Consider the following 24,739-nt stretch of genomic DNA (forward strand, 5'->3'; position numbering starts at 1 on the left):
ATACGCTCTACATGAGCCATCTCGATCTTCAATCCTTTCACCCCTGCAAACTGGAAATGCGGCACATCCCAGTTTACAGGTTTGGAAGTTCGAGGCGGCTCACTTTTGCGTGATCAAATGGCCCCCGAATGGCTCCCTTTTAGGTTATCAAACACAGTGCGCCACGCCTGGGCCTCCTTGGGGCGAGCGGTGCCTTTTCCAGTACTCCGCATGAGTATCCCGCATGAGTATCCCCCATGAGTATTCCACGTGAGTACTCCACATGAGTATTCTACATGCTGTGTTGTCGATGATCCGCGACAATTTTGATATGCCGGTGTTTCTTTTCCACCCTTGCATATATATGCGGCCGGGTGTATATTCACTCCATACTGTTGTGGACACAGCCGTAAGGAGTAGATGAGGATGAAGCAGATTCGCATCATGGCCCTGGGCCTGGCGCTGTCCCTGGCGCTGACAGCCTGTGGCGGCGCGCAGAGCGGCCAGAAGGGGAACAAGCAGTCGGAGGCCCCGGCGAACCACCTGGAGCAGATCAAGGCGGCCGGCAAGATCGTGCTCGGCACCAGCGCCGATTACCCCCCGTTTGAGTACCACGAGATCGTGAATGGAAAGGATACCATCACGGGCTGGGAGATCGAGATGGCGCAGGCCATCGCCGACAAGCTGGGCGTCGCGCTCGAGATCAAGGAAGGCAAGTTCGAGACCCTGATCGCCGACCTCAACACCGAGAAGACCGACTTCGTGATCTCGGCCATGTCCATCGACGAGGACCGCAAGCAGTCGGCCGACTTCTCGGAGCCCTACTTCCACGGCGGCCAGGTCGTGCTGGCCAAGAAGGCCAACGCCGGCGAGCTGAAGGACGCGGCAAGCCTGAACGGCAAGACCGTCGGCGTGCAGCTCGGCTCCACCGGCGAGGAGGCCGCCAGGGAAGTGGAGGGCGCCACGATCAAGTCGTTCGACGCCTTCGAGGCCGCCGTGCTCGACCTGATCTCCGACCGGGTCGACGCCGTCGTGGCCGACTACGCCGTGGCCCAGAACTACGCCAAGAGCTACACTGACCTGGTGGTCGCCTTCGAGCTCTCCAAGGAGGACTACGGCGTGGTCTTCCGCAAGGGCGACGACGAGCTGCGGGAGGCCGTCAACGCGATCCTGGCGGAGCTCCTGGAGAACGGCACCATCGACCAGCTGATCGCCAAGTACGAGGCGGCAGCGCCCGCCCAGTAACGCCCCGGTTGTGACTTCGCCCCCAGGTCGCCAGGGAAGGGCGCCCTGGGGGCCACCTGTGAGAGGAGACATCCCGCATGAACTGGCGCTGGGACGTCGTTCAAATGGCCTGGCCCGTGGTCTTCGAGGGCGCGAAGCTGACCCTCGTGATCTCGGCGCTGGGTATTCTGTTCGGCAGCATCATCGGCTTTCTGGTCGGGCTGATCCGCAGCCGCCGGCCCGACAGCCTGCCCCTGCGGCTGCTCTTCTGGCTGGCCGGGGGATACGTGGAGCTGGTCCGGGGCACGCCCTTCCTGGTGCAGCTCTACCTGGTCAACTACGGCCCCTACCTGCTCCTGGGCACCAACATCCCGGAGCTGACCGCCGGCGTCATCGCGATCTCGCTCAACAGCGGCGCCTACGTCGCCGAGATCGCCCGCGGCGCAATCCAGTCCATCGACAAGGGGCAGATGGAGGCCGGCCGGTCGCTGGGCCTTACCTACGGCCAGACGATGCGCCACATCATCCTGCCCCAGGCCCTGCGCCGGGCGCTGCCGCCGCTGGCCAACGAGTTCGTCACCCTGATCAAGGAGTCGTCGGTGGTCTCCGTCCTGGGCATCCAGGAGACCACCTTCAAGGGGCGCATGGTGGGGACCACCACCTTCGCCCCGTTCGAGCCCATGCTGGTGGTCACGGTCTACTACCTGATCATGACGGGCGTTACCTCGCAGCTGGTCCGGCTGCTGGAGAGGAGGATGGGCCGGAGTGATTCGCATTAGGAACCTCCGCAAGTCCTTCGGCAGGCTCGCCGTGCTGCAGGGCATCGACCTGGACGTCGCCCGGGGCGAGGTGGTCGCGCTCATCGGCCCGTCCGGCTCTGGCAAGTCGACCCTGCTGCGCTGCGTCAACCTGCTGGAGCGGCCCACCTCTGGCTCCATCGTGGTCGACGGCCAGGAGATCACCGCCCCGGGGTTTGACGTAAACCGGCTGCGGCAGCGGGTGGGCATGGTCTTTCAGCACTTCAACCTCTTCCCGCACATGACCGTGCTGAAGAACGTGGCACTCGCGCCGGTCCTGACCGGACGCCTGCCGGCCAGGGAGGCCGAGGAGCGGGCGCTGGAGCTGCTGGACCGGGTCGGGCTCAAGGCGAAGGCGTCGGCCTACCCGAACAGCCTTTCAGGCGGGCAGAAGCAGCGGGTGGCCATCGCCCGGGCCCTGGCGATGAATCCGGAGGTCATGCTCTTCGACGAGCCCACCTCCGCGCTCGACCCCGAGATGGTCAAGGAAGTGCTGGAGGTGATGAAGGCCCTGGCCCTCGAGGGCATGACCATGATGGTCGTCACCCACGAGATGGGCTTCGCCCGGGAGGTCTGCGACCGGGTCCTCTTCATGGACGGCGGTCAGATCGTGGAGCAGGGCGAACCGCAGAAGGTCTTCAGCCAGCCCGAGCACCCCCGGACCGTGGCGTTCCTGAAGGCGGTGTTGTAGACAGGAACGTCGGCGCGATCAGCGAGGGTCACCTCCGCATTCCCGCCCATAGGCTGGGTAGAGGAGGTGACCCTTTCCGTTGTTCATCCACAAGAAGGAGCTGCTGCGGCCGGTCAAGGTGCTGGAGCCTGACCCCCGCTGGGGTCAGATCATCCTGGAGCAGTACGCAGGGGCCGACTCGGAGGCCACCGCCCTCAACACCTACCTGACGCAGCGGTTCAACACCAACATCCCGGAGATTCGCGACCTGCTGGAGGACATCGGCACCGAGGAGATCTCCCACTGGGAGATGGTGGCCGAGCTGGCGCGGCAGCACGGCGTCGTGGTGAAGATGCGGGACGCCCAGGGCAACCCGTGGTCGTCGACGTATACCGACGTCACCGGCAACATCATCACGGACCTGTTTCCTGCCCGACACGCTTACGCAAGGAAGTCCACCTCGACGCGCTGCTCCCTGAACACGACCACCCTTTCGACCAGCTTACGAACGAGTAGCTGCTTGCCGCGGTGACCGAGTCGAGCGAGGTTGCGGCGAACGGCATCCACTTCCTGGCCCAAAGCGGTGCGCAGGTCAGTCGCCTGTTCGACGGTGCGCTGGTACTGCTGCTCGGAATCGGCCACAAGCGCGATGCGGTGCTTCAGGTCGCTGATGCGTTCCCGCAGCGAAGCGATCTGCTCCAGATACGGCTTGAGCGCAGCCTCGGCCACCTGCGGATCGACTGCGCCGCTGGCGACAACGGCCAGGATACGTCCCTGCTCCAGGAGTTTCGCCTGGAGCTGGTCCTCGAGGAGGCTCAGTTCCCGCTGCAGGCCGGTGGCCAACGAGGGCACCTTCTGCTGGCGCCGGCGCTGGCGGTCCGCGATGTACTGCGCCAGGTACTCTGGATCCGTCAGCACCAGTTCGATCTGTCGCCAGACATACTCCTCGATCGGTCTGACAGGTTGGTGCGGCAGCTCTCTGCAGGGCGGTTCAGGTCGCTTCAGGTCACGCTGGTACGGGTATCGGTTGGCACAGCAGATTGCGTGACCGAGGGTCTTGTGCGGCCGGTAATGGACAGGCCCGCCGCAGTATCCGCAAGCCATGAGGCCCGAGAGCAGACCATCTCGCTGCTGCGCGAGGCGGCGCGGGTTCGTGCGCCGGACCGCCTGTACCTCGTCCCACAGCTCCCGGGTGATGAGCGGTGGGATCCTGATGGTCACCCATTCCTCTCTGGGCCTCTCTGCCTGCGTCAGCACCCGTGTCCGCCGAGTCTTCGGCAACTGCCTCTGCACGCCGATGCCCCGGGCATCGTAGCGGTTCACCTGCAGTTCGCCGATATACCCGCGGTTGCGCAGGATCTTGGCCACGGTGCCCCGGTACCAACGAGCGCCCCCACGTTTGGTTCTGACGCCGGCTTCGTTCAGCCGGTTCGCAATCTGCTGAACGCCGAGTCCTTCCGCCGCCCAGAGGAAGATCTGCTGAACCCAACGGGCCTCCACCGGGTGGGGCCGGACCTCCTGCGTCAGCCGATCGTACTGGTACCCGAACATGTTCAGCCCGGTGGGCAGTCCGCCGGCCTGGATCTTGCCGCGTTTCCCCCGGGTCGAGCGCTCCAGGAGCTTGGCTTTGTCGTACTCCGCGATGGCCAGGCGCAAGGTGAAGAACAACCGGCCCTCAGGCGTTTTCTGGTAGTCGTGCTGCACAAACCGCAGGGCTGTGCCTGCGTTCTCGATCTCGTTCGCCACGATGATCGCCGCGTAAGTGGCCCGGGAGAACCGGTCAGGGTCGAGGCACACAACGGCGTGAGGCCGTTGCTGCCGCACGAACTCACGCAGACGGTCCAGCTCCGGGCGTTCGAGGAGTTCGCCGGAGACGGTATCGACGAACTCGACGGTCTGCAGTTGCACCGGGCGACCCAGGCGCTGCTCCTCCTGCTCGGCGATCCGTCGGGCCATCTCCAGGCAGGCAGCTCGCTGCTCCGGGATCGAGTACCCGCGTCTCGCCTGATCCTCCGTGCTCACGCGGATGTAGATCGCCACCAGCACCAGAACAGCTGTGGTTGTCAGCGCCATCTCGCGTCACCTCTTCCAGCCAACGCAGTACGGCCAACACCCGCGCGACTGAAGGACGGCGCACACGACCACCCCTGGCACATGTGTATGCTGGCGAAGGGGTCAGAACACGAGGGGCGGCACGAGCTTGTGTTCGATTCCGCCGGAGCTCATCCGGGAGATGGGCCCTGCTCGCCGGGTGGGGCGAGGGTCTCGACTGTCGAGGCGCACACCTTATGGGGGCGAAGAGAGAGGTCGCGGAAGGAACCGTGCAACCCCGGTGCCACCAGGCAGCCGTTGCCAGACCTGGGGAGCTCACGGTGCATACAGTCGAAAGCTCCTCCCTCACGGCTGGAGGCCAGAGACATGTCCCCGATGGCCACCGCAACCCCGGAAGAAACATGCATAGCAACTATTTTCACAGCAATAATTTGCATACTGAATATTTGTGCAATGTATTGAGGTACCTGTTTCCTGTACGTATACTACGGACTAGACACACTACTGCAGCGGGGGTGTTGCGGCCGAAGGGTTAACGAAAACCGATCAAGAGGTTGCTTGATGATCCGGTCATCAACTTGGCGAAGGAGGGATGACGATGCGCGGATCAAGACTCCTTATCTCCCTTATCGCGGTTCTGGTCGTGCTCGCTATGCCCCTTATGGCACTAGCGTCTGGTACCAAGGAGGTCGTTATCTACAGAGAAGTAGCATATATCTGCTATGATGCTTACAACTGCGACACACATCACCCGCTATATGAGTACTACAAGTACGAAGCAGTCAGTCAAAATGCGCAACTCGTTTCAACCCGTCAAGAAATCTCTGAATCTGGCACTTACCCGTTCGTCAGGACTGTCAGGACGTGGTACTTCTGGGCCGAATGTGTCGGGGGCGTGTGTCCGTCACCGGACTCCCTAGACCCAGAAAGGAGATGATTCTATGAAGATTAGGGGCATTTCGGCTGTGCTGGGTGTGCTGATGGTGGTTCAACTTCTGGTAGTTCCGGCCTATGGCGCAGAAGTGCAGGATAGCAGCGCACGCTTGTACACTACCGAAGATCGCCTACATTCCGGTTCGGGCACTGCTATCTCCGCACGCGACCCGTTGGTGCAGGTTAATCCCGGCGGGATTGCGTTGGAAGGCTCGATCACTATTGATGGGCTCGAAGTTCCCTATCGGATTACGGGCAACATCACACGCAGTGCCGTGAACACTGACCGGTTGGTGGTCGAGGCGACTGACACACTCGACAACTATGAGGTTGTTTTTCTGGCACTGGAGCAGGGTGAGGCTGTTGCTCCATTCTTCACCGATAGTGCGCCCGAAACTGTGGCAATGCTCCGGCTCTATATGCGTGACAAGCGTACGGATACATTTGTCGTGCAGGAGTTGTCCAGCCCATTGATCACTAAAGCGATCAAGGAAGCATGGAGGTTCTCAGCTGACGCCCCAGTCAACACTGTTGAGGCAGAACTCTGGCACGCAAAGGTCTATGAACCGGTTACCGTTGAAGAGATAGACGTTACTCCGGTGCAGGCGACGAACTTCAGGACCTACGATAGGACAATCCTGTACCGTGTGACCTATCAGATAAGCGGAAAGACTGTCTATGAGGATTTTAGGGTTCGCCATTACCTGCAGTGCCCTACCGTCATCACAATTCAAGAAGAGTGCGGAGCAGTCCTTGAAATCGTGGAGGATCGATCGTGGTCTCCCAACGACCCAAACTTCGGTGGCCCTGCAACCTTCACGGAAATGCGAGAAGCCGAGATCAACTTCGCGACCGACGCGGGTGACTACATCCAGTCCGCATACTGGGGGGGAGCGTGGAAAAACAAGGGATCAGTGAACTTCTCCGTACGTCTCGGTTACAGTTTCAAGCTCCCGCTGCTTCCTCTCAGCCTATCGTTCTCTACCGGTTACAAGTCTTCGGAACAGGTTGCTTCCGAGGGAAGTAAGCGGTACACGGTCCCGAACTCGAACGGAGAGTACGTAAGGAATCACGGGATCGCTTACCCAACAACGGCGATTCTGAACGACGCTGACTATGGACATAACATTTGGGCAGAGGTGCTTGTTGGCCATTACACGCAACCTGGTCAGAAGCAACTGATGGCCGGTTGGAAGTATACTTTGATCAACATGGGTAACACCACTTGGGCGAGCACGGAGACGGTAACCGGGTCCGTAGTTTATAGTAACTACTAGGAGGAGGTGGTCACAGTTCGGGTTTTGGCGGCTCTGCTCATTGTCGGCTCTTTGCTCCTGACCGCCTGTGACTACGGAGGCGAAGCCTATCCAACACAACTAAACGAACTGGTGCAGACGACCAACGACCTATCAGAGTCCATCGCCGTTTTGCTCCAAGCAGATTTAGTCACGACCGCAGAAGCTTCGTCAACCAAGAGGCTGGTCACAGGACTTCAAAGCCAAGTTCACGATGCGGTCAAGGCACTTGAGAAAGAGAAGATCTCTGTAAGCCTCTTCTGGCTCAACAACATGTTGGAGCAACTGGACTTGGCTGTGACTGCCGTGCATGCGCGGACATCCCAGGGCGGTGATGTACTGACGCCTGATGAGAGGACTGCGCTCTCCAACGGGCTCTCGTTACTCAGCGAAATGGGGCGCACAGCTCTCGACCTTCAGGGCGAGGAGATGACGGCTTCCAGGCGCCTGTCGGAAACACTGCGCGCGTGGGATGAACTGGCTTCAGATATGCCAAGCCTGTACTGACGGTGATGTACCCCTTCAATCACGTCACAGGATCAGTGTGAGAGGAGGCAGCGATCCTGCCTCCTCTCATTCGATCACACCACATCCCGCTGCAGAAAGGGACCCTCGGCCCGCTACCGCGCACTGCCCAGGGTACGAGTCCCGCCGCAAGGTTTCAGCGGCAGCAGCGACGGCGTTCCGGGACTCTGCCGGTGCGTTCCCAACGTCCCGGTAACAGTATCTGCTAGTTTGCTACGCGTACCACTGCAGCTGTAGTTACCTTCTGGGGCAAGGTTGATCTGAGGAGATGCAGAGGGCAAGGGGAGAGGAGAGGGTGCGCGACGGTCGCCGCCGCGGACGCCAGGGAGGACGAGCGACGCCCCGGTCACCGTGAGGGTGACCGGGGCCGAGTGTCGGGATGGAAACATCATCACGGACCTCTACAGCGATATAGCCGCCGAGCTGCGAGCGCGGGACCTCTACCTGCACCTGGCCAACATCGTGCAGGACCCCGGCAGCCGCGACACCCTTATCTTCCTCGGGAACCGAGAGGAAGCACACGCTGCATCCTTCGCCCGCGCCCTCGAGTCGATCAAGGGGACCATCGAGCTGCCCAAGGAGTGGTTCACCCACCCGTACATCAACAGCAGCCCGGGAACGTACCAGGCCTTTCTCGACAAGTACGCCCCTCTGGCCGTTCCCCCGCCGCTCACGTATCCGCCCCAGTTCCCCTATCCGTACCCGACGCAGTTCCCGCCGCAGCAGGCCGGAGGGATGCCCTGACCGCTCCGCACCTGCGAAAGAGGCCGCCCCCGATCCGGGGCGGCTTTTCTGTTTCTCGCTGACGACCGCTGTCGATCCGGTTTTTGCACGGGAGGTGCACACAAGTTGACATAACATCATAGGGTGGTCAGGGCCGGCCCAATTATTGGCATCGGAGGGATCGCAGCATGTCCAGCCGCAAGCGTTCTGTCTGCAACCGTTGCGCGCGCCTGGCCCGGATCGTCGACGGCACCCCGGCCTGCATCGACGGCGCTTGCCTGATCCAGCTCCTGCGGTCCGATCTGAGCCCGACCATCCTGGGGCAGCGCTCCCGCTCGCCCCTGGTGCTGCCGGTGTTCTTCTCGATCGAGCGGTCCGACGAGGAGGGCCGGACGCTCAACCTCGGAGAGGCGGTGCTGCGGCAGAGCGAGGTCAACAGGGTCATCTCCGTCCTGCGGCGGAACGGGATCGTGGTGACGGCCCTGCACAACCACTGGCTCTTCGAGCAGCCGCGCCTCATGTATGTCCACTGGGAGGCCGTCTCCGATCCCGAGCGGTTCCTGCGCGCCTCCCTGGAGGCGCTGGAGGCCGCAGGGGTGGAGACCCGGCCGCTCGTGGCCGACGAAATCTAATCGTGTTCAACCGCCCCGCTCCGGGCCCCCGGCCGGGGCGGGGCGTGTCTGCTGGGAGCAGCCGGTCCAGGAGGTCCGGCTGCCCATCACCAGCTCCTCCTGGAGCTCCCGCCTGCGCTCCTCCACCGGGGTCGGGGCGAAGAGGACGATGCTCAGCAGAGCCACGAAGATCAAGAGTTCCACAGCCGGTTCCTCCTTCCGGGTCGCTCGTTGTGCTACGGCTTGAGCATACCTGGAAGGGGTGATCGCCCACATCGGCTGGGGGGGAAGTTTTTGGGTGGGTCGTTGGGGCATGCGCAGGATCGTTCGTGAGTGTGTTGGCGGGTTGTACTCGGGAGCGACGTTGATCGGACCTGGTGGCGTGGGCCCATCGTACTCGGGGACGATGTGGACCGGACCTGGGGGCGGACGCGGGCCGAGCTCGGGGGTAACCTTGATCGGGGCAATGGGCGATGGGCTGAGGGGCCCGTCGGGGGCAGCGTGACGCGGATCTGCCGCGAAGGGTGAGCATGGCGACGGTGCCGGGCCGTGGTTGGAGGCGGTGGCTGGCCCCCGGGCGGAGGTGGATCGTTCTCGGAAGAGAGGCAGGTGGGGGCCGGGGAATCGCCGGCGGAGTGCGGGAAAATGGCCGGCGGAGCCCGGGGGAGTCGCCGGCGGAGTGCGGGGGAATCGCCGACGGAGTCCGGGGGAATTGCCGGCGGAGCCCGGGGGAGTTGCCGGCGGAGTGCGGGGGAATCGCCGACGGAGTCCGGGGGAATCGCCAGCGGAGTACGGCGGAGTCGCCACCGGAGTGCGGGGGAATCGCCGGCGGAGCCCGGCCGGACCGTTGCTGCGGCCCGGCGGCAAGGTTAGAGAAGCTGCTTGGGGCGACGGAACGGCGGTCGCCACCCCCACAGGGGGGCCAGAAAAATACAGGGAAAATCTCCCCCTATTTTTCACGAGTTACAGTGCCAGATTCCCCATAATTTCGGCCGGGAGCCCGCCCCTCGGGCTTGCTTGACAGGGTTCGACGCATTTGTCGGCGGTTTCGACGGCGATCGACAGACCGAGCCAGGTACGAGGGGCCCTGGGGACGGGGTGAGAGGGAAATATGGGGAACAGCTCCCTGCATTTTGTGAAAAATACCGTTCCGGTTTCCCCCTATTTCTGATCCCCGCACTTCACCTACCTCAGACCCCGGGGACGGCGATGGGCACACACCTCCGCAGTTGCCATCCGGCACCGCAGCCCGGTCTGAAACCACAAGGAGGCCCCCGTCGCGCATGCCGAGCGACGGGGGCCGGCCAACTCAGCCTCGCACGCCGAACTGCCGGCGGTACTTGGCGCACTCCTCCTCGAGAAACCTGATGACCTTCTCCAGCCCGTGCAGCGGCCGCAGGGGCGTGCCGGGTGGGATGAGCTTGAGCACGCGGTCCAGGCGCAGGTCGGCGGGGTGAACCTCGACCAGCGTGATGCCGTTTCGCTGCGAAAGGCCGAGCTTCACCAGGTCGTTGGTCACCTGCCGCGCGAGGGCATCCGGATCGGCCTGGAGCGTGGTCGTACGGAAGTGGTGCGGACCCTGGAACTCGAACGCCAGCCTGGCCGTGGGGTACCATCGATCGTACTCCAGCACGTCGCCGCTCAGCGGGTTGATGAGGAACCCCGGCCGGGCGTTGTCGGTGTAGATGTTGAGGGCGATGAGGAGGTTGAGCCACTCCTTCATGAGCGTCTCGCCGATGGACTCCTTGCTGCCCTCGTCGCGGATCCGGCTCCGGGCCTGGGCGATGCGGCGGATGATGGCCTTGATCATGGCCTCGCAGCGCTCCTCGTTGCTCCCGACAGGCAGGACCACGCGCTCCCGGCGGTCCTGTGCTGACGTGACCACGGAGATGAAGCCCTTCGCCTCAAGCACCTTGAGGTGCCCGCGGACCGTTTTCGCACTCAGGCCGGAGCGGGCGACCACGTTTGTGATGCTCAGGGGCTCACCCCTCGCAGCGAGGACAGAAAAGAGCGTGAACAGCCCCTTCTGCTCGAGGGTGAGCTCCGGGTCGAGGAAGACATCATGCAGCATGGGCTAGGCGCTCACCGCCACGGCCGGGCGCCCGGCCGGCAGCGTGAGGTAGCAGAGGTAGCTCAGCACTCCCCAGAAGCCGGCGATCAGGCTGGTGTGGAGAAGCTGCGTCAGCAGGTTGAGGTAGCCCAGGGGGAACAGCGCCCCGCTGGCCACCTGGGCGAGCATCAGCACCAGCGCCCAGTTGACGGCCCGGCGCAGGTCGGCCCGGGGCGGGGCATGGCCCGCGGTGGCGATGCGCGGGGCGGTTCTGCGCGCGATGAACCAGAGGCGGATGACCAGCAGCACCGCCAGCGCCGCACCGAGGCGGTGGGCGAAGTTGGCACCCACGGGACCGTACAGGGTGGGCCAGAGCTCCCCGTTGCAGAGCGGCCACCCGGTGCAAGCCATGGACGCGCCCATGTGGCGCACGTAGGCGCCCAGGTAGATGACCAGGTACGTGTAGACCGCCATGCCCCAGACGGCGGAGCGGAACTCGGGGGACACCGCCCCCTCCGGCGGGACGGTGGCGGCGCTCCCCAGCTGCGCTGCGCCGCGGGCGAGGTCGCCGAGCGCCACGGTCACCAGCAGGGCGAAGGTGAAGCAGAGCAGCGAGAAGCCGAAGTGGAGGGCCATCACGAGGTCGGGCTGCGGGCGGAGGACCGCCGCCGCGCCGAGCGCGCCCTGGAAGGAGACGAAGAACAACGTGCCGAATGCCAACCGCTTGAGCCGGCCGTCGGCGGGCAGCGCCCGGAAGATCCACACCAGCAGGATGAGCGAGAGCAGGCCTGCCAGGCCCGAGATCACCCGGTGGCCGAACTCGACGATGGCCGCATAGTCCCAGTCCGGCATGAAGGTGCCCTTGCACAGCGGCCAGTGGGCGCCGCAGCCGTCGCCCGAGTCGCTGGAGGTTACCCAGGCGCCCCAGATCACCGCCAGGAACATCACCACGGTGTTGGTCAGAGAGACCAGACGGAGTGACTTCACCGCACCATTCCCCCGCGAGGAGTTATTCTTCAAAATAGTTCTTCATGAAGGTGGGAATCTCCCTCCCGCTGCCGGGATATTCCCCCAACACCGCACGAAAGGAGGAGCATCCGTTGGGCCCCATCTCGTTCCGCCGCCTGACAGAGGGCGACCTGCCCCTGATGCACCGCTGGCTGAACACCCCCCACGTGATGCGCTGGTGGAACTCGGGCGGTCAGACCATGGCGGAGGTGGCCGAGAAGTACCTTCCTTACATAACCGGCGCAGCGCCGACGGAGCCCTATCTGTTCCTCTGCGAGGATACCCCCGTCGGGTACATCCAGACCTACCGCATCAACCACTGGCCGGACTACGCCCGGCACATCGGCGTGGACGACGACACGGCGGGCCTGGACCTCTTCATCGGCCAGCCCGAGTTCGTCGGCCAGGGGCTGGGGCCGGCGGTGATCCGCGCCTTCCTGCGCGAGGTGGTCTTCGGCTCGTTCGGTGCCCGCTCGTGCGTGATCGGCCCGGCCGAGGACAACCACGCGGCCATCCGGGCGTACGCCAAGGCCGGGTTCCGCTTCTGGAAGCGCGCCGTCGTTCCGGGGGAATCTACGCCTGAGTACCTGATGCGAATTACCGTTGCAGATCTGGCGGAAGAACGAGCTACGCCATAAACCTGGCGCAAGAACCAGCAACGCCACAGACCTGGCGGGAGGATCAAATACGCCATAGACCTGACGGAACCCGGTGGGACAGTCCTATGGGACGGCGGAGCATGGTTGGATGCCGGCGCCCCGGTTGACCACCGCCGCGCGTGGGTGCCGCAACCGGACGGCGGAGCACGGTTGGATGCCGGAGCCCCGGCTGACCACCGCAGCGCGTGGGTGTCGCAGCCGGACTGCGGAGCATGGTTGGACGCCGGAGCCCCGGCTGACCACCGCAGCGCGTGGGTGTGCGGATCGCGGAGGCACATTCGATGGGGGACAGGCGGCGGCAGGAGTCCGGCGCGGCGCGCAGGACCGGGGCGGAGCGGCCGGCGGCGGTCCTCGTGCGGGGATCGGGTCTTGACGAAGCTGCACGGCCAGGAGTACGATACAGGCGAGGCACCCATACCCCGTAGGGGTACACTTCTGTGATGAGGACCCCCAAGGGAAGCCACACAGTCGACGCACTTGGAGGGCACGACCATGAGTGAAGCCATGAACGGCCTGTTGGGCGGGGAGGCGAAGGCCGGCGTCAAGCTGGAGTTCGGCGTGACGGGCATGACCTGCGCCGCCTGCTCGACCCGCATCCAGCGGCGGTTGGGGAAGGCCCCCGGCGTGCATGAGGCCAGCGTCAACCTGACCACCGAGAAGGCCACCGTCTACTACGACCCGGCCGTCGTCAGCCCTGACAAGCTCTTCGACCTGGTCACCGACCTCGGCTACGGGGTCGTCAAGGAGAAGTTCACCTTCGAGATCTCGGGCATGACCTGCGCGGCCTGCTCCGCCAAGATCGAGCGGAAGCTCTCCCGGGTGCCGGGGGTCCTGAGCGCCAGCGTCAACCTCTCCACCGAGAAGGCGACGGTGGAGGCCGTCGGCATCAAGGCCGACGAGCTGGTCCGCCTCATCAGGGACCTGGGCTACGGCGCCCGGCTGGCGGCCGATGCGGCCGACGCCGACCGGGAGCGCCGCCGGCAGGAGATGCGGCGGCAGGTCGCCCTGCTGCTCTTCTCCGCCGCGCTCACCCTGCCGCTCTTCATCGCCAACATGGTCCTGATGCCGCTGCGGATCGACGCCCCGCTGCTGATGAACCGCTGGTTCCAGTTCGCCCTGGCCACCGTGATCCAGGTGGTGGTGGGCTGGCGGTTCTACCGCGGCGCCTGGCTCAACCTGACCCACGGCTCGGCCAACATGGACGTGCTGGTCGCGCTCGGCACCACGGCAGCCTACATCTACTCCGTCGCCCTGTCGTTCTTCCTGGGCGGCGAGAATTACTACGAGGCCAGCGCGACCATCCTCACCCTGATCCTCCTGGGCAAGACCTTCGAGGCTATCGCCAAGGGGCGCACCTCGGAGGCCATCAAGAAGCTGCTCTCGCTCCAGGCCAAGACCGCCCGGGTGGTGCGGGAGGGCGTGGAGCGGGACGTGCCCGTCGAGGACGTGGTGGTGGGCGACATCATCCTCGTCCGTCCCGGCGAGAAGATCCCGGTGGACGGTGTGGTTCTCGAGGGCGTGTCGGCCGTGGACGAGTCCATGCTGACCGGCGAGTCCATCCCGGTGGACAAGAACCCCGGCGACGCCGTGACCGGGGCCACACTCAACAAGAACGGCTCCCTGACCATCCGGGCGACCCGGGTCGGCAAGGACACCGCCCTGGCGCAGATCGTCCGGATGGTGGAGGAGGCCCAGGGCTCCAAGGCCCCGATCCAGAAGCTGGCCGACCAGATCTCGGGCATCTTCGTCCCGGTGGTGGTCGCCATCGCCGCGGTCACCCTCGTGGCCTGGGGCCTGATCGCCGGCGACTGGAACGCGGCGCTGCACGCCGCCATCTCCGTGCTGGTCATCGCCTGCCCCTGCGCGCTGGGGCTGGCCACGCCGACCGCCGTCATGGTGGGCACCGGCAAGGGGGCGGAGGTGGGCATCCTCTTCAAGGGCGGCGAGCACCTGGAGCGGGCCCATAAGGTGGACGTGGTGGTCCTGGACAAGACCGGCACCATCACCTGGGGCCGGCCCCAGCTCACCGACGTGATCCCCCTGGCGGCGGCTGGCGCGGCCGAGGAACTCCTCGCCCTGGTGGCGGCGGCCGAGTCCCGGTCGGAGCACCCGCTGGGCCAGGCGATCGTCTCCGGCGCCAAGGAGCGGGATATCGCCCTGCCGCCGGTCGAGTCCTTCGGCGCCATCCCGGGTGCCGGGCTGGAGGCGCAGGTGGGCGGACGGCACGTGCTGGTGGGCACCCGGCGGCTGATGGCCGAGCGCGGGATCGACACGGCGCCGGCCGAGGACCGGATGGCCGAACTCGAGGGGCTGGGCAAGACCGCCATGCTGGCGGCGGTGGACGGCGCCCTGGCGGGGATCATCGCCGTCGCCGACACGGTGAAGCCCACCTCGGCGGAGGCCGTCCGGGAACTGCACGACCTGGGGCTCGAGGTGGTCATGATCACCGGCGACAACCGGCGGACGGCCGAGGCCATCGGCCGGCAGGTGGGCGTGGACCGGGTGCTGGCCGAGGTCCTGCCCGGCGACAAGGCGGCCCACGTGGAGCAGCTGAAGGACGGCGGCGCCAGGGTGGTCGCCATGGTGGGCGACGGCATCAACGACGCCCCTGCGCTGGCGACGGCCGACCTGGGCATCGCCATCGGCACCGGCACCGACGTCGCCATCGAGACCGCCTCGGTCACCCTGATGAACGGCGACCTGAAAGGCATCGCCCAGGCCTTCCGGCTGAGCCGGCAGACGATGCGGACCATCAAGGAGAACCTGTTCTGGGCCTTCATCTACAACGTGATCGGCATCCCCATGGCGGCCTTCGGGCTGCTGAACCCGATGATCGCCGGCGGCGCCATGGCCTTCTCGTCGGTCTCGGTGGTCTCCAACTCCCTCCTGCTCAAGCGGTACGACCCGCGCAGCAAGGGCGGCCTCCGGGGCGACGCCCTGGTGAAGGTGGTCGCCGCCGGGGTGATGGCCTTCGCCATCTGGCTGGCGTTCTTCTACACCCAGCCCTTCAACACGGTCCGGTACGACCTGACGATCGCCCAGCCGACCCTGGAGGTCGAGCTGCGGGCGAAGGTGGGCCAGCAGGTGCGGGTCTCGCTGACCAACGAGCACCCCGAGCTGATCCACAACTTCACCATCCAGGAGGTGCCCCACCGGTTCCTGAAGATGGTGCGCTTCGACCCGCAGCTGGAGATGCACGGGGGCCACGCCGACGTGATGCTCCACGTCTCGCCCGGCCGCACGGGCATCGTGGAGTTCACCCCCACGGCGCCGGGCCGGTACGAGATCGGGGACCCGCACAAGCTGGGCGTGAAAGGCTGGCTGATCGTGGAGTAGCAGACAGCTCAGGGCCCCTCCGGAACCGCCACGACGCGGCTGGAGGGGCCTTCGAAGCGCTGCTCACGCAGGGCAAGGGTGGGGGAGGCAACTGTTTCACACGTGAACGGTGACCGGTTGATCCACGGGTCCATGAGGGGGTGGCCAAGAGTCTCGCCGTTCAGCGGCCCGGGCTATCCCCTCGGGGTAAGCAACTGGCCAGGTCAGGCCCCTCCAGTACCGCGAATGCGAGCCTGGAGGGGCCCTTTGCGCGTGCCCCGGGGGCTCAGGCTACGGGTTGCCCTGCGGACTCGGACTCGCCGGCACCGGAAGGTGCACCTCCCACCCGCCGTTCACACGGTACGTCGGCTCGGCGAAGGTGATCTCCAGGTTCCCGCGCGGCGGTTTCCGGAAGTCGACCCCGATCAGCGTCATCTGGCCGTCGACCCCCTCGCCGTACCCGCTTCCCGGGCCATCTCCGAAGAGGGACACCGGCCGGTAGATCCCCAGATCCTGCAGGAGGACGCCGTCCTCCTCCGGCCCCAGGTCCAGGGTGAACTCGAAGGTGTCCGGATCAACCCGGGTCACGGTCTTGACGGTGAAACGGTGGCCGCCGATCTCCAACTGGAAGTTCAACACGAGCGGCTGACCCTCCGGCAGCTGTTCCAGGGGCACGGTGAGGCGGGCCCTTGCGGAGTCGTCGACCAGCCGCAGGTAGGGTACCGTGAGCGTCAACCGTCGGGCGTCCGGCGCAAGGGGTCCCCGGAAGACGGCTCGTCCCGGGGTTCCGATAAGGTCGGACTCCGCGGAGATCAGCGGGTAGGTGCGGCCCTGGTCGTCCGTGAGCATCGGCTGCCCCTTGTGATCTAAGCCGAAGTCGTCACCGTACTCGTGCACCACAACTCCCTTGGGAAGACGTGCGTCCAGCGCGAGGACGATGCGATCCCCGGCCGCCGTCCAGTGGGGCACCCCGACCCGTACCCCGTGCCGCTCCTCCGACCAGCTTCCCGGATAGGCCTCGGCCAGCCCGGCCTCCGCAGCGTTGACCAGCGTCAGCGGAATCTCAACGGAAGCAGACCCGCCGGAAAGGTGCGGAATGACCACGACGACGTCGCGGGTTCCGGGCGGCAACGGGCCGTACGCGTACTTGCCGGACATCTCCCGCGATCCCCCGGACGTGAAGCCCTGGCGACTCCGCATCACGGTCCCGTCCGGAAGGCGCAGTTCCGGCGACGCGCTGTCCGGCAGCGACCTGGCTTTGACCATGGCGGGTGAGGGGGGCCATTCCGTGCGGAGCCGCAAGTACGTCTCCTCCGGGGAGCTGATGAAGCCAATCACGGTCACCCGCACGTCACCCAGCTGCACCGAGACGGGCTCGGTGATGACCCAGGTCTCCCCGTCGGTCTCCCTCAGCCCGATGCCCGGCACCAGCCGCACCAGCCGCTGGATCGCGGCCAGCGCACCACCGGGGTCGCTCAGGAACACCGTACCGCCTACCAGAATCAGGGCGGCCGCGGCGGCAGCCAGCCAGCGTCGGGTCCGGCGGGTCGGTGCCGGCGACTTCGCCGAGGGCGGGGACGGCACCGGCGACGCCTGGGAGTCCGGGGAGGGCAGGAATCGGGCTTGCGACGCCGGCGAATGTGGTGAGGGCAGGGCCTGGGCAGGGGCGGCAGCGAGGCCCGCCTTCTCTCGGGCCCGGTTGCGGATGCGGGCAAGGGTCTCGGCGGGCAGCGGAGGGGCGTCGTCCACCAGGTGAGCGGGGTCATCAGGATGCAGGCCGGTCTCCGCCAGGAAGGCCTGCTCTTCGGGGCTTCTCTGCCTATCGCTCATGGCTGCGCACCTCGCTTTCCTCGTTCAGCAGCCGCTTCAGGTTCTGTCGTGCCCGCCACAGGCGGGTGTCCAGGGCCCCCCGGGTGAGCCCCAGGTCCCTGGCCATCTCGGCGAGTGACTCGCCCAAGAAGTAGCGGCGGATCAACAGGTTGCGCTCGGCCTCCGGCAGTCTGCGCAGGGCGGCGTGGAGGGTCGCCTGCTCCTCCCCGGCCAGCACCAGCTCCTCGCTGGGCGGGGCCGTCGGCTCGGGCGCCGCGCTGAGCGGGATCACCCGGGCCTGGCCCTCCGCGTCCAGGTTGTGGCGGCGGAGCGCCCGGCGGCGGTCGAGCGCGGCGTACTTCGTGAGCATCAGGACCCAGTTGGTCAGCGTGGAGCGCCCCGGATCGAACTCCTCGACCCGTTCCCAGGCTGCGGCCAGTGCGTCGCTCACGACCTCCTCCACGTCCTGCTCGCTGCCCAGCCCGCCCATTGCCATCCGGGCCAGCCGGTAGGCCTTGTGCGCGACCAGGTCGACCAGGGCGTCGAGGCCCGCCGGATCACGGGCGAGAAGTTGCCGATATACCGTTTGCTCATCCCACTCCGGCATAGGCACCCTCCTCAGGTTGGCTGCGGGGGGGTTCGCAGCCGAGACGGCCACCGTCGTCCTCCAACCGGTACTACGCCAGTTACAGGGGGTTTCTCACACGAAACCCCCGAGACCTTCTTTCAAGGCCTCGGGGGATCTGCGCGCAAATCCGTTGGTGGCCCGCCCCGCCCAGGAGGTGAGGCAACATCATGCAGATCGTCATCACCATCTCCGCCGAAGTGATCGCAGCACTCTTGCAGTTCCTACTTGAACCGCTACGCCGCAAGCCGTTCCACTCACATAGCAGCAATCTTGCGGGGCGGTACCACCTGTGGAAAGGATTTCCCCACGGATCCTCAGGCTATGCACCGCCCCGACATGTGACGAGCCCCAGGTCCAGTCCCCAGAATTACTCCCGCCCCCGCCCCATGAGCGCCTTCAGCGGCTCCATCAGCAGGGCGGGGATCAGCGACAGGCCCAGGACGGTGAGCCACCCCTGCAGGCTGAGCGGCTGCACCTTGAAGAACGGCTGCAGGCCGGGGACGGTCATCACGGCGACCAGCAGCACGAGGCCGACGATCGTGGCCACCCAGGCCACCCGGTTGCGGAAGAAGCCGAGCCGCCACGAGGGCCGGATGGTGCTGCGGCAGCCGTGCGCCCACCAGAGCTGGGCGAGGGAGAGGGTGGCGAAGGCGTAGGTGGAGCCCAGGGCAGCGGCCGGGACCCCAGCGGCGGGGGCGGCCCGCATGCCGGCGAAGAGCGCCAGCAGCACCACCGCGGTCAGGAAGACCGCCTGAGTGCCCATCAGCGTCAGCAGGTGGCGGGTGAGCACGGGCTCCTTCGGGTCCCGGGGCCTCCGCCGCATGGTCCCCTGCTCCGCCGGCTCGACGCCCAGCGCGATGGCCGGCAGAGAGTCCGTGATCAGGTTGATCCAGAGCAGGTGGATCGGCTGCAGCGGCACCGGCCAGCCGGCCAGCATCGCCACGGTCATGATCAGCAGCTCGCCCACGTTGGCGGAGAGGAGGAAGAAGGTGGCCTTCTGGATGTTGGCGTAGATCGTGCGCCCCTCTTCGATGGCGGCGACGATGGTGGCGAAGTTGTCGTCCATCAGCACCATGTCTGCGGCGCCCCGGGCGACACCGGTGCCCACCACGCCCATCGCCACGCCGATGTCTGCCCGCTTCAGCGCCGGAGCGTCGTTCACGCCGTCGCCGGTCATGGCGACCACCTGCCCCTGCCGGCGCAGAGACTCCACGATGCGCAGCTTGTGCTCCGGCGAGACCCGGGCGTAGACCGGCACCGTCCGCACGGCCCGGTCCAGCTCCGCGTCGTCCATCTCTTCCAGCTCGGGGCCGCTCAGCACCCGGCTGTCCTCGTCCGCGATGCCCACCTGCTTCGCGATGGCGAGGGCGGTGGTCGAGTGGTCGCCGGTGATCATCATCGTGCGGATGCCGGCCTCGTGCGCCCTGCGCACCGCGTCGGCGCTCTCGGGCCGCGCCGGGTCGGTCATGCCGATGAGGCCGATCAGCTCCAGGTCCCGCTCCAGCGAGGCGAGGTCCCCGGGCAGGTCGACGGCGGGCGGGGTGAAGGCCACCGCCAGCACGCGGATTCCCTCCTCGGCCATCTCCCGGTTGGCCTCCTCCACCGCCCCGCGGAGTTCGGGGGTCAGCTCGGCCGTGCCGCTCTCCAGCCGGATGCGGGTGCACCGGGCCAGGACCACGTCGGGCCCGCCCTTCACGATGCCGGTGTAGCCCTCGCCCGCCGCGTCCAGGGCGTGGAAGGTGGTCATCCGCTTCCGGTCGGAGGAGAAGGGGACCTCGGCGACGCGGGGGAAGTCCCGTTCCAGCTGCCGCTTGTCGAGGCCGGCCTTCGCCGCGCCGATCACCAGCGCCGTCTCCGTGGGGTCGCCGATGGAGCGGAATTCGCCGCCCTCCTCCGCGAGGGTCGCGTCGCTGCAGAGGGCCCCGGCCGCCAGCAGCTGGCCGGGCCTGCTCCGCAGGGTGTAGGTCTTGTCAGGTTCGGCCCACCCCTCGGGGAGCCAGAGGCGGGTGACGGTCATCCGGTTCTGGGTGAGGGTGCCGGTCTTGTCGGAGCAGATGTAGGTGGCGGATCCCAGCGTCTCCACGGCGGAGAGCCGCCGGATCACCGCGTTCCGCCTGGCCATCCGCTGCATCCCCAGGGCCAGCACGATGGTGGTGACGGCGGGCAGCCCCTCGGGGATGGTGGCCACGGCCAGCGACACGGCCACCATGAGCACCTCCAGCCAGGGCATGCCCCGCCAGAGGCCGAGGGCGCCCAGCAGCACGACGATGACGAGCATCGCCCCGCCCAGCTGCCGGCTGAACTGCGAGAGCCGCTTCTGCAGCGGGGTCGCCTCCTGCGGCTCCTCCTGGAGCTTGCCGGCGATGCGGCCCACCTCGGTCTCCATGCCGGTGCCGACGACCACGCCCTCGGCGTGGCCGTAGGTGACCGCGGTCGACATGAAGGCCATGTTCACCCGCTCCGCCAGCGGCGCGCCGGCCTCAAGCGTGCGGCCGGCCTCCTTGTGCACCGGTACCGACTCGCCGGTCAGCAGCGACTCGTCGATCTGCAGCATCACCGACCGGGTGAGCCGCAGGTCGGCGGGGACGGGGTCGCCGGCCTCCAGGAGCACCACGTCGCCGGGGACCAGCTCGCGGGTGTCGATCTCGACCACCCGCCCGTCGCGCCGGACCTTGCAGTGCGGGGCCGTCAGCTCCTTCAGCGCCTCCAGCGCCTGATCGGCCTTGAACTCCTGCACCAGGCCCAGCACCGCGTTGAGGACGACGATGGCCAGGATGGCCCCGCCGTCCAGGTACTCCCGCAGGATGAGGGCGAGGAGGCTGGCGCCCAGGAGAATGAGGACCATCGGATCGCGGAACTGGTCGATGAATGCGGCCACCAGCCCGCGCTTTTTCTCCTCGGCGAGCTGGTTGGGGCCGTACTTGCCGAGGCGCTCCGCGGCTTCGGACGCCGTCAGCCCGCGGGCGGGGTCGACCTGAAGCCGGGATGCCGCTTCAGACGGGGAGAGGGTGTGCCAATCCGTGGGTGACAACGCAGGGCCTCCTTCTGGCGCGACCGGCTGTGGATGCGGTGCTGCCGGGAGAATCGGGGGTACGCGTACCTTTCACTTGGTAGATACGGCGGCCCGCGCCATAAGTTCGCCGGGCGTCGCCGTCTCTCCGCCGGTACCTGTGTAGCTTCCTCTGTAGCTTCCCCACCGGGGATTCGACTAGGTCTGGCAGTAGCTTCCCCGCCGCCGTTCCGTCGCTTGTCCCCCACTCGCCGATGCCGTCGGGCCGGTTGACCCACGTCGCCGGTTCTGGCCGTCATGTTGACCCATGTCGCCGAATCCGGCCGCCATGCCGCATCATCCGCCGAGCCTGGCGGTCTGGCCGCCGCGCAGCCGCGGATCCGCGCTCGCGATCGCGCCTCTCGCCGCGGCCCCGTCGCCGTGGCCCCGGTACGGCTGCCCCTACTCCGCCTCCAGACTGGAGAGCAGCCGGTACGCCCGGGCGCGGCCCCAGTTCCAGGCGCGCCAGTCCGAGCTGGGCTGGTCATACCGGAGAGCGAGCTCCCTGACCAACTCCTGCCGGGCGGCCTCTGGCAGGGTGTCCAGCGCCCCCACCAGCACCGGCACCGCGTCGGGGCCCAGCGAGGCGGCGTAGGCGGCGTCGAACCGTCCGGTCCGCTGCGCCAGCGCCACGTTGGTGCGGGCGATCAGGGCGCCGGGGTTGACGGCGTGCAGCACCAGGAGCACCGCCAGCCCGCCCGTCAGCGCGCCTACGGCGAAGCGGTCCCGCTGCCCGCGCATGACCGTCGCCAGGAACCAGATGAAGAGGAGCGCCATCCAGAGCATGAAGGCGGTGGTGTAGAGCCTGAGCTCGGTGAGGCCGTACTCCACCACGTAGAGCCGCATGCGCTGCATGGCCGAGGCCATGATGACGAACAGGAGGCCCACCAGCGGGACGCCCAGCCACCGGTAGAGCCGGTGCGCCGCCTCGTTCTCCACGGGCAGGGCCCAGTGCAGGGCGAGCAGTACGGGCAGCACCAGCACGGTCACCTGCACCAGCTCGAAGAAGCCGCTGCGGGCGTACTCGGCGTAGGTGAGGTGGGCGGAGGCCAGCACCAGCTCGGCGCCGCCGAACAGGTAGCGCACCTGCACCAGCACGAAGGCGAGGAAGAGCAGGTTGAGGAGCCCGAGCACCACCCCGGTCTCCACCGCACCCAGGCTGATTCCGCCCCGGCTCCCCATGCGGGGCAGCTCCTCGGGATCGCGGATCAGGCCGGTGCGCAGAAAGCCCGCGGCCAGGGCGCTGAAGAAGGCCGTCCCGAAGATGTGCTCGAACAGGGCCTCCCCGTCGAAGGTGAACACGCGCCCCACGAGCTCCGCAAAGACGGCGTCGGCTGCTGCAAACAGTCCGCCGAAGACCACGAGCAGGGGCACGGCGATCAGCAGGCCCCGCAGCACGGCGCCGGCATGGCGCGACCATCCGCTCCTGGGCAGCTCCCTCCACTGGACGTCGTTGAACAGCAGGAGGAAGGGGCCGATCGCGTGGAGGACGGCGGAAAGGGCGAGCCCGAGGGGGTAGCTGAGCACGCCCGCCCGACTGAGGCTGCCGCCCCGCAGGGTGAGGGCGGCCAGGCCCAGGCAGAGGCCGATGGCCAGGATGTCCAGAAAGTGCAGGAAGACCGAGGCCCGCCAGACGAGGCCGGCGGCGAAGATCACCGCTCCGATGAGCAGCCAGCGGCCTTCCCCCTGCAGGCCGTCCCTGCCGAGGGTCCAGCGGGCGAGTCCCATCGTGCCGGCCACCAGGGCCGCCACCCAGAGGGCGGGGCCCAGGCCCATGCCGTCGGAGTGGATGATGAGAAGGTTGCCCAGGATCCCCAGCAGCAGGGCGAGTCCCACTGCGGCGGGGGCCATGCGGCCCGTGTTGTCCATGGCGGGGTCGCCTCCTTACTGTGCGGCGTGGAGCCTGCGGCCATGCGGCCAGCGCGGGGTTGCCGGAAGGTCGTCCAGGCCGGGCTTCTCCCGGGCCACCGCCACGAGCGTCATGCCGCCCGCGTGTTCCGCCTCCACGAGCCGGACGGCCCGATCGGCCTCAGCCTGGCTCATCAGGTAGAAGGGCTCCTCCCAGAGCAGCAGCCGCGGGTAGGGGAGCAGCGCGACCGCGAGGTCCGCCAGCGCACGGGTGCCGTGGGTGAGGCCGGTGACCTCCCGGCCAAGCACGCCCTCGAGGCCCAGCGCCCGGGTGAGGTGGCGCAGCCGCTGCTGGTAGACCTCAGGACGCATCCGGCAGAGGTGGGCCTGCCAGCGGAAGGACGCCTCGAGGGTGAACTCCCACCAGAGGTCGTGCCGCTCGCCGTGCACGTACGCGACGGCGCCGGGGGCCGTGAGCCACAGGCCGTCCCCGTCGTCAAGCCACGCGCTGAGCGCGGTGCGCCCACCGTGGCCCAGCGCCCGGGCGGCCAGATCAGCGAGCTTCCGTTCCTGGTTCCACGGTTCGGTAGCGGTTGGTGAACGCCAGATCACCGTCGACGCCGTCATTCGCGGTCCCTCCCCAGGTAGGCTCTGGCCTGGGCGGCCAGTTGGTCGATGCGCTCCGGTGCCAGTTCGTAGAGGATGAACTTGCCCTCCTGGCCGGCCCGCCCCACCAGCCCGGCCTCCACCAGGAGGCGGAGGTGGCGGGAGACGGTGGATTCGTTGAGCCCCAGGCGCCGCGCCATCTCCTGCGCCGGGAGCCGCTCCCGGGCGATCAGCCGGAGGAGCTTGAAGCGGGTGGCGTCGGCCAGGGCGGAGAAGCCCAGGAGCAGGCTCTCGGGGGCCTCCTCGGGCTCGCCGGCCGCCCGGTGCATCGGGTCGTAGAAGAAGATCTGCGTGCGGTCGAGCCGGTAGAACATCAGTCGCCGGGGGCTGAAAGCGGACGGGACGAAGAGGATCCGGCTGAGGTCCTCCAGGGGGACCCGCATCCCCTTGCCCCAGTGGAGGATCAAGGCGTCGCCGTCGCCCGCGACGCTGACGCGGTCGGAGAAGCGGGTGATGAACGAGACGGGATCCGTCTGCGCCAGCAGCCCGGCCTCCCGCTGCAGCGATTCGGTGAGCACCCCGACCCGGGCCCCGATCTCCGGCGAGACCGCTTCCCAGAAGGCGAGCAGGTCCGCCGCCAGCTCGGGATCCCGGTCGCCCAGGCGCCGCAGGGCGTCCGGCGTGGGGAGCGATGTCGTGTCCTCCAGCTCCAGCGCGAGGGCGAAGAGGTCGGTGCGCTGGCCGTGGGCGTGCAGCCGGTCCAGCAGCCCCTCGGGCAGCCGGTCCAGCACCCGTTTCTCCCACGGGGCCGGGGGGCCGAACCGCTCGGGGTTCTGGATGACCAGCAGCGAGAGCGCCAGGTCCAGCAGGGGCGAGTAGCGGAACTGGATCAGCTGCCTGAGCCGGTCGCGATCGGTCATGGGGCTCACCTCGATAATTGCGTCTCCGTGCAAGTCAA

General features: G+C 67.1%; 20 protein-coding genes. 10 read left to right on the forward strand and 10 right to left on the reverse strand.

What is annotated here, in order from left to right; all coding sequences use genetic code 11:
• The first annotated feature begins 405 nt into the window (after window positions 1-405).
• The 4 genes from J2Z79_RS14860 to J2Z79_RS14875 all read left to right on the forward strand — a co-directional run bounded on the left by J2Z79_RS14860 (window position 406) and on the right by J2Z79_RS14875 (window position 3,202).
• Window positions 406-1,224, forward strand: coding sequence for a basic amino acid ABC transporter substrate-binding protein (locus J2Z79_RS14860; protein WP_209467681.1), 819 nt, complete (start codon window positions 406-408; stop codon window positions 1,222-1,224).
• A 77-nt stretch (window positions 1,225-1,301) separates the two neighbouring features.
• Window positions 1,302-1,982: an amino acid ABC transporter permease gene (locus J2Z79_RS14865; RefSeq protein WP_245302823.1), complete on the forward strand. Its 681-nt coding sequence runs from the start codon at window positions 1,302-1,304 to the stop codon at window positions 1,980-1,982.
• Window positions 1,969-2,691: an amino acid ABC transporter ATP-binding protein gene (locus tag J2Z79_RS14870; RefSeq protein WP_209467682.1), complete on the forward strand. Its 723-nt coding sequence runs from the start codon at window positions 1,969-1,971 to the stop codon at window positions 2,689-2,691. The genes J2Z79_RS14865 and J2Z79_RS14870 overlap by 14 nt, the downstream gene beginning before the upstream one ends.
• Before the next feature lie 79 nt (window positions 2,692-2,770).
• Window positions 2,771-3,202 (forward strand): manganese catalase family protein, encoded by a 432-nt coding sequence (locus J2Z79_RS14875; RefSeq protein ID WP_209467683.1) that lies wholly within the window; start codon window positions 2,771-2,773, stop codon window positions 3,200-3,202.
• On the opposite strand, the gene J2Z79_RS14880 is transcribed toward J2Z79_RS14875, so the two are convergent.
• Window positions 3,112-4,743 (reverse strand): recombinase family protein, encoded by a 1,632-nt coding sequence (locus J2Z79_RS14880; RefSeq protein ID WP_209467684.1) that lies wholly within the window; start codon window positions 4,741-4,743, stop codon window positions 3,112-3,114. The two genes, J2Z79_RS14875 and J2Z79_RS14880, sit on opposite strands and share 91 nt — an antisense overlap.
• A 920-nt stretch (window positions 4,744-5,663) precedes the next feature.
• Between J2Z79_RS14880 and J2Z79_RS14885 the strand changes: the two genes are divergently transcribed.
• From J2Z79_RS14885 to J2Z79_RS14900, 4 genes are all read left to right on the forward strand, one after another.
• Complete coding sequence (locus J2Z79_RS14885; RefSeq protein WP_011196396.1) at window positions 5,664-6,932, forward strand: hypothetical protein; 1,269 nt, start codon at window positions 5,664-5,666, stop codon at window positions 6,930-6,932.
• 6 nt (window positions 6,933-6,938) lie between these two features.
• Window positions 6,939-7,457 (forward strand): hypothetical protein, encoded by a 519-nt coding sequence (locus tag J2Z79_RS14890; RefSeq protein ID WP_209467685.1) that lies wholly within the window; start codon window positions 6,939-6,941, stop codon window positions 7,455-7,457.
• 369 nt (window positions 7,458-7,826) lie between these two features.
• The gene (locus tag J2Z79_RS14895; protein ID WP_209467686.1) at window positions 7,827-8,219 is read left to right on the forward strand and encodes a manganese catalase family protein; all 393 of its coding nucleotides are present in this window, start codon (window positions 7,827-7,829) and stop codon (window positions 8,217-8,219) included.
• Window positions 8,220-8,386: 167 nt separating this feature from the next.
• A complete protein-coding gene (locus J2Z79_RS14900) occupies window positions 8,387-8,830 on the forward strand; it encodes a DUF1259 domain-containing protein (RefSeq protein ID WP_209467687.1) in 444 nt (147 codons plus the stop codon).
• Window positions 8,831-8,836: 6 nt separating this feature from the next.
• Here the strand turns inward: J2Z79_RS14900 and J2Z79_RS14905 are convergent, their stop codons facing one another.
• The 3 genes from J2Z79_RS14905 to J2Z79_RS14915 all read right to left on the reverse strand — a co-directional run bounded on the left by J2Z79_RS14905 (window position 8,837) and on the right by J2Z79_RS14915 (window position 11,846).
• Window positions 8,837-9,013, reverse strand: a complete 177-nt coding sequence (locus J2Z79_RS14905) for a hypothetical protein (protein ID WP_209467688.1) — start codon at window positions 9,011-9,013, stop codon at window positions 8,837-8,839.
• 1,105 nt (window positions 9,014-10,118) lie between these two features.
• Window positions 10,119-10,880 carry a helix-turn-helix domain-containing protein gene (locus J2Z79_RS14910; RefSeq protein WP_209467689.1) on the reverse strand — a complete coding sequence of 254 codons (762 nt, stop codon included), beginning with the start codon at window positions 10,878-10,880 and terminating at the stop codon, window positions 10,119-10,121.
• Window positions 10,881-10,883: 3 nt separating this feature from the next.
• Window positions 10,884-11,846: a COX15/CtaA family protein gene (locus tag J2Z79_RS14915; protein ID WP_209467690.1), complete on the reverse strand. Its 963-nt coding sequence runs from the start codon at window positions 11,844-11,846 to the stop codon at window positions 10,884-10,886.
• A 113-nt stretch (window positions 11,847-11,959) separates the two neighbouring features.
• Between J2Z79_RS14915 and J2Z79_RS14920 the strand changes: the two genes are divergently transcribed.
• Both J2Z79_RS14920 and J2Z79_RS14925 read left to right on the forward strand, forming a co-directional pair.
• Window positions 11,960-12,505: a GNAT family N-acetyltransferase gene (locus J2Z79_RS14920; protein WP_209467691.1), complete on the forward strand. Its 546-nt coding sequence runs from the start codon at window positions 11,960-11,962 to the stop codon at window positions 12,503-12,505.
• A gap of 513 nt (window positions 12,506-13,018) precedes the next feature.
• Entirely contained in the window at window positions 13,019-15,862 is a 2,844-nt protein-coding gene (locus tag J2Z79_RS14925) for a heavy metal translocating P-type ATPase (RefSeq protein WP_209467692.1), read from the forward strand.
• A 270-nt stretch (window positions 15,863-16,132) separates the two neighbouring features.
• Here the strand turns inward: J2Z79_RS14925 and J2Z79_RS14930 are convergent, their stop codons facing one another.
• The 6 genes from J2Z79_RS14930 to J2Z79_RS14955 form a co-directional block, all read right to left on the reverse strand.
• The gene (locus J2Z79_RS14930; protein WP_209467693.1) at window positions 16,133-17,671 is read right to left on the reverse strand and encodes a hypothetical protein; all 1,539 of its coding nucleotides are present in this window, start codon (window positions 17,669-17,671) and stop codon (window positions 16,133-16,135) included.
• On the reverse strand, window positions 17,661-18,257 hold the full coding sequence (locus tag J2Z79_RS14935) for an RNA polymerase sigma factor (protein WP_209467694.1): 597 nt from the start codon (window positions 18,255-18,257) through the stop codon (window positions 17,661-17,663). The genes J2Z79_RS14930 and J2Z79_RS14935 overlap by 11 nt, the downstream gene beginning before the upstream one ends.
• A gap of 388 nt (window positions 18,258-18,645) precedes the next feature.
• Entirely contained in the window at window positions 18,646-21,309 is a 2,664-nt protein-coding gene (locus J2Z79_RS14940; RefSeq protein ID WP_209467695.1) for a cation-translocating P-type ATPase, read from the reverse strand.
• 420 nt (window positions 21,310-21,729) lie between these two features.
• Window positions 21,730-23,196: a DUF4153 domain-containing protein gene (locus tag J2Z79_RS14945; RefSeq protein WP_209467696.1), complete on the reverse strand. Its 1,467-nt coding sequence runs from the start codon at window positions 23,194-23,196 to the stop codon at window positions 21,730-21,732.
• 15 nt (window positions 23,197-23,211) lie between these two features.
• Window positions 23,212-23,802, reverse strand: coding sequence for a P-loop NTPase family protein (locus tag J2Z79_RS14950; RefSeq protein WP_209467697.1), 591 nt, complete (start codon window positions 23,800-23,802; stop codon window positions 23,212-23,214).
• On the reverse strand, window positions 23,799-24,701 hold the full coding sequence (locus tag J2Z79_RS14955) for an ArsR/SmtB family transcription factor (RefSeq protein ID WP_209467698.1): 903 nt from the start codon (window positions 24,699-24,701) through the stop codon (window positions 23,799-23,801). Before J2Z79_RS14955 ends, J2Z79_RS14950 begins: the two co-directional genes overlap by 4 nt.
• Window positions 24,702-24,739: the final 38 nt, after the last annotated feature.

It is taken from the genome of Symbiobacterium terraclitae (assembly GCF_017874315.1).
Lineage (GTDB): Bacteria > Bacillota > Sulfobacillia > Symbiobacteriales > Symbiobacteriaceae > Symbiobacterium > Symbiobacterium terraclitae.

Excerpts from the sequence above, each read along its gene's own strand:
- J2Z79_RS14880 (WP_209467684.1), bottom strand. The coding sequence starts at position 4,743 with ATGGCGCTGACAACCACAGCTGTTCTGGTGCTGGTGGCGATCTACATC.
- J2Z79_RS14955 (WP_209467698.1), bottom strand. The coding sequence starts at position 24,701 with ATGACCGATCGCGACCGGCTCAGGCAGCTGATCCAGTTCCGCTACTCG.
- J2Z79_RS14865 (WP_245302823.1), top strand. The coding sequence starts at position 1,302 with ATGAACTGGCGCTGGGACGTCGTTCAAATGGCCTGGCCCGTGGTCTTC.
- J2Z79_RS14910 (WP_209467689.1), bottom strand. The coding sequence starts at position 10,880 with ATGCTGCATGATGTCTTCCTCGACCCGGAGCTCACCCTCGAGCAGAAG.
- J2Z79_RS14950 (WP_209467697.1), bottom strand. The coding sequence starts at position 23,802 with ATGACGGCGTCGACGGTGATCTGGCGTTCACCAACCGCTACCGAACCG.
- J2Z79_RS14860 (WP_209467681.1), top strand. The coding sequence starts at position 406 with ATGAAGCAGATTCGCATCATGGCCCTGGGCCTGGCGCTGTCCCTGGCG.
- J2Z79_RS14900 (WP_209467687.1), top strand. The coding sequence starts at position 8,387 with ATGTCCAGCCGCAAGCGTTCTGTCTGCAACCGTTGCGCGCGCCTGGCC.
- J2Z79_RS14930 (WP_209467693.1), bottom strand. The coding sequence starts at position 17,671 with ATGAGCGATAGGCAGAGAAGCCCCGAAGAGCAGGCCTTCCTGGCGGAG.
- J2Z79_RS14935 (WP_209467694.1), bottom strand. The coding sequence starts at position 18,257 with ATGCCGGAGTGGGATGAGCAAACGGTATATCGGCAACTTCTCGCCCGT.
- J2Z79_RS14945 (WP_209467696.1), bottom strand. The coding sequence starts at position 23,196 with ATGGACAACACGGGCCGCATGGCCCCCGCCGCAGTGGGACTCGCCCTG.
- J2Z79_RS14885 (WP_011196396.1), top strand. The coding sequence starts at position 5,664 with ATGAAGATTAGGGGCATTTCGGCTGTGCTGGGTGTGCTGATGGTGGTT.
- J2Z79_RS14925 (WP_209467692.1), top strand. The coding sequence starts at position 13,019 with ATGAGTGAAGCCATGAACGGCCTGTTGGGCGGGGAGGCGAAGGCCGGC.